Annotated in this window: 1 pseudogene; it reads left to right on the forward strand. The window is 40.5% G+C overall.

The features are described from left to right. Window positions 1–316 (forward strand): annotated as a pseudogene (locus WKI42_RS10765) (bifunctional acetaldehyde-CoA/alcohol dehydrogenase); the annotation flags it as partial.

Raw genomic sequence — 316 nt, forward strand, 5'->3', positions numbered from 1 at the left:
TAACATCCGCCAGGCTGCACACGATATCGTCATGTCTAAATCATTTGACAATGGTATGGTCTGTGCCTCAGAGCAAGCGGTTATCATTGACAAAGAAATTTACGATGAATTTGTAGCAGAGTTCAAATCATATCACACTTATTTTGTAAACAAAAAAGAAAAAGCGCTTCTTGAAGAATTCTGTTTCGGCGTGAAAGCAAACAGCAAAAACTGTGCTGGTGCGAAATTGAACGCTGACATCGTTGGTAAACCAGCAACTTGGATTGCAGAGCAAGCAGGATTTACAGTTCCAGAAGGAACAAACATTCTTGCTGCT

The organism is Streptococcus pseudopneumoniae, from assembly GCF_038148935.1.
In the GTDB taxonomy this organism is placed as follows: domain Bacteria; phylum Bacillota; class Bacilli; order Lactobacillales; family Streptococcaceae; genus Streptococcus; species Streptococcus pseudopneumoniae_U.